The organism is Kocuria sp. NPDC057446 (assembly GCF_042802875.1).
Taxonomy (GTDB): domain Bacteria; phylum Actinomycetota; class Actinomycetes; order Actinomycetales; family Micrococcaceae; genus Kocuria.
Window position 1 is genome coordinate 1 of record NZ_JBHVDI010000242.1, and the last position, 3,545, is coordinate 3,545.

The 3,545-nt window shown below is 72.2% G+C and carries 3 protein-coding genes; 1 reads left to right on the plus strand and 2 read right to left on the minus strand.

The annotated features are described in order from the left end of the window. Positions 1 to 39 precede the first annotated feature (39 nt). Together ACFU0Y_RS17620 and ACFU0Y_RS17625 are read right to left on the minus strand one after the other, a co-directional pair. Complete coding sequence (locus ACFU0Y_RS17620) at positions 40 to 1,047, minus strand: sugar phosphate isomerase/epimerase family protein (RefSeq protein ID WP_380216170.1); 1,008 nt, start codon at positions 1,045 to 1,047, stop codon at positions 40 to 42. After that, a complete protein-coding gene (locus tag ACFU0Y_RS17625; protein ID WP_380216172.1) occupies positions 1,044 to 2,222 on the minus strand; it encodes a Gfo/Idh/MocA family protein in 1,179 nt (392 codons plus the stop codon). The genes ACFU0Y_RS17620 and ACFU0Y_RS17625 overlap by 4 nt, the downstream gene beginning before the upstream one ends. A gap of 238 nt (positions 2,223 to 2,460) precedes the next feature. Between ACFU0Y_RS17625 and ACFU0Y_RS17630 the strand changes: the two genes are divergently transcribed. Then, complete coding sequence (locus ACFU0Y_RS17630) at positions 2,461 to 3,537, plus strand: LacI family DNA-binding transcriptional regulator (protein WP_380216174.1); 1,077 nt, start codon at positions 2,461 to 2,463, stop codon at positions 3,535 to 3,537. Positions 3,538 to 3,545 lie beyond the last annotated feature (8 nt).

Sequence of the window (3,545 nt, forward strand, 5' to 3'; positions counted from 1 at the left end):
CCCCCGAGGGGGCGGGCCCTTCGTGCACGGGCGAACGGATCAGGGCAGGACGCCCGCGGAGGCGGCGGCTTCCTTGAGCACGCCCGCGGCGATCTCGAGACCCTCGATCCGGCCCAGGGAGACGTCCTCGTGCTCGATGTTGACGGCCATGTCCGGGTCGACCTCGTGCAGCGCGGTGAGGAACTCGGCCCAGTAGGCGGTGTCGTGGCCGCGGCCCAGGGCCACGAAGTCCCACGCGGAGTCCTTCGGCCACTCGTTGGCCCACTCGTCGCCGCCGAGGTTGGTGCGCTCCTCCCCGGGCGCGAGGCGGCGGAAGCTGTTGTCCAGCACGCCGTGGAGCGCGGCGTTCTCCTCGTTGATCCGCACGTCCTTCGCGGCCGCGTGGAAGATCAGCGGACCGAGCTCGCGGACCACGGCGACCGGATCCATCTGCTGCCAGAACAGGTGCGAGGCGTCGAGCTCCACCCCCACGTGGGTGGCCCCGGTCAGCTCGACGAGCCTGCGGACGTCGGCGGTGTTGAACACGACGTTCTGCGGGTGCAGCTCGAGCGCCACCTTCACGCCGTGATCGGCGGCCAGGCGGTCGGTCTCCCGCCAGAAGTCGGCCACGATCCCCCACTGGTAGTCGAGCACGTCCAGGGAGGCCGAGTTCCAGGCGTTGACGACCCAGTTGGGCACCGTGGCCCCGGGCTCCCCGCCGGGCAGCCCGGACATGGTCACCACCCGGTCCTGGCCCAGCCGCTCGGCCAGCCGGATGGAGCGGCGGATGTCCTCGGCGTGCTTCTCGCCGATCTCCGGCTTGGGGTGCAGCGGGTTGCCGTTGCAGTTGAGGCCGGCGATCGAGACGCCGGTGCCCTCGAAGAGCCCCAGGTAGTCGTCGCGGGCGGCGTCGCTCTCCAGGATCTGGTCCATGTCCGGGACGTGGACGGCCGGGAGGAATCCGCCGGTGTTGATCTCGATGCCGGTCAGGCCGAGGTCGGTGATGACCTTCAGCGCGTCGCGGAGAGGGCGGTCGTGCAGGATCGCGTTGTAGACACCGAGCTTCACAGGACGACCTTCTTTCCGTGGTGGGTGGCCGACTCCACAGCGGCCGCCAGGATCTCCATGTTGTGCACGCCGTCCGCGAAGGAGGCGTTGCGCGGCAGCGAGACGGACTCGTCGAGACCGGCGACCTCCTCGAGGAATGCCCGGGCCTGGTAGCCGAAGGCGTCGTTCTGGCCGAACCCGACGCCGGGGGCGTCCATGGCCAGTCCGCCGCCGAGGTAGGGGTGACCGGGACCGAGGGTGACCGTGCGGTAGCCGTTGGTGGCCTCGGGTCCGTCGGTGAGGAACAGCTCGATCTCGGCCGGGCGCAGCTGGGTGAACCGCGCCGCGCCCTTCTCGCAGAACACCTCGAAGGTCAGCGTGTTCGGGTGCCCGGCCGCCACCCGGGAGACCTCCATGCTGCCGGCGCCGGAGGCGAACTCGGCCGAGTAGGCCGCGTAGTCGTCGTTCTCCACCGGCTCGTGGACGTCGCTCACCTCCACGATGTCGTGCCCGACCACCGCACCCAGGGGCAGGGGGCGTTCGGTGATCGTGGTGGCCAGGCGCCCCCCGGACACGGAGACGATGTCCCCGCAGAGGAACTCCGCGACGTAGGCCAGGTGGCTGCCGACGTCGGCCAGCGCCCCGGAACCGGGGCCGCCCTGGTAGCGCCAGCTCATGGGCGCCTTCGGGTTGACCCCGTAGTCGGTCCAGTAGCGGCCGCTGAAGTGCAGGACCTTGCCCAGGGTGCCGCCCTGGATCAGGTCGCGGATCGCGGCGATGCCGGGGGTGCGCCGGAAGGTGAAGCCGATCCGCGCGATGGACTCCGCAGCCTCGGCGGCTCGGGCCATGGCGCGGGCGTCCTCGAGGGTGTCGCTGAGGGGCTTCTCGCACAGCACGTGCTTGCCGGCCTCCAGCAGACCCTCGACGACCCGGCGGTGGAAACGGTTGGCGATCACCACGCTGACCACGTCGATCTCGGGGTCCTCCGCGATCGCCTCCCACGAGCCGACCGCCTTCTGGTAGCCGTAGCGGCGGGCGACGTGAGCACCCAGGGTCTCGTTGACGTCGCCGACGGCCACGTAGCGCAGCGGGGGCAGGACGGGGTCGTAGAGCGTGGGGGCCACACGGTAGGCGGCTGTGTGTGCCTGGCCGGCCATGCCGGCGCCGATGACGGCGATGCCGATGCTGTCGGTCATGTTTCTCTCCTGGATCGGTGACGTATTGGTGACGGACGGGTGAGGGTCTGAGGAGGGTCAGGGGGCGGCGCGAGGACGCACGGGGAACGGGGCGGCCACGCGGACGCTGCGGCCGTCGCGCCGTCACCTGTGGCGCCGAGCGCGATTGGAGCGCTCCAATCAGCGTAGAAGGCGCCACGAACCGGGTCAAGAGGTTTGTCAGGACAAGTTCGGGGGAGCGATCGGGGACAATGCTGGGGTGACCACGCGACCGCCCACCATCTACGACGTCGCCCGGGCCGCGGGCGTCTCCAAGTCCCTGGTGTCCCTCGTCCTGCGCGGCTCCCCCAGCGTCTCCGAGGCCCGGCGGTCCGCCGTGCTGCGCGCGGTGGAGGAGCTGGGCTACCGCCCCAGCCAGGCCGCCGCCGCGCTGGCCGGAGCCACGACCCGCACGATCGGGGTGGTCATCGACGACTGGCGGAACCTGTGGTTCGTGGAGCTGCTGCGCGGCCTGCAGGAGGGGCTGGCGCCGCACGGGCTGCGGATCGCGGTGGCGGACCACACGCTCAACGCCCACGTGGAGGCGCACCCGCTGGACGGCTTCCTCTCGATGCGCGTCGACGGGCTCGTGATCGCCACCGAGCCGACCGCGGCCATGCGGGTGCCCGAGGGTCTGCCCGTCGTCGTGGCCGGTCACCGGGAGGGGCGCGTCCCGGACGCCGACGTGGTCGCGAACGACGACCGGCGGGGAGCGCGCCTGGCCACGGAGCACCTGACGGGTCTCGGGCACCGCCGGATCGGCCACCTCACGGGCGGCGGCGGCGCCGCCCGGCTGCGGGCGGCGGGCTTCGCCGAGGCGATGGCCGCGGCCGGTCTCGACGCACGGACCGTCCCGGGCCACGGCGCCACCACGGAGGAGGACGGCTACGCCGCCGCGGTGCGCCTGCTCGACGGCGCCCCGGAGACCACGGCCGTCCTCGCCGCCAACGACACCATGGCCATGGGCGCCCTCGCGGCGGCCGGCGAGCGCGGGCTGCGCGTGCCGCAGGACCTCTCGGTGGTCGGCTACGACGACTCCCCCATCGCCTCCACCCACCTCCTGCGGCTGACCACCGTCGACAGCCGCAACGCGGAGATCGGGGCCGTCGCCGCCGAGCGGCTCGTGGCCCGGATCGGCGGGAGCCCGGGGACGGGTGCGCCGGTCCTGCTCGAGCCCGAGCTGGTCGTGCGCGGCTCCACGGGAGCACCGCGCGCGCCCGATTCCGGTGATGCGCACGGGGACAGCCAGCCTCTCACTTGTTCGATATCTCGACAGCTGTTCGAAATGCTGGCGTGAACGTAATG

Excerpts from the sequence above, each read along its gene's own strand:
- ACFU0Y_RS17625 (WP_380216172.1), bottom strand. The coding sequence starts at position 2,222 with ATGACCGACAGCATCGGCATCGCCGTCATCGGCGCCGGCATGGCCGGC.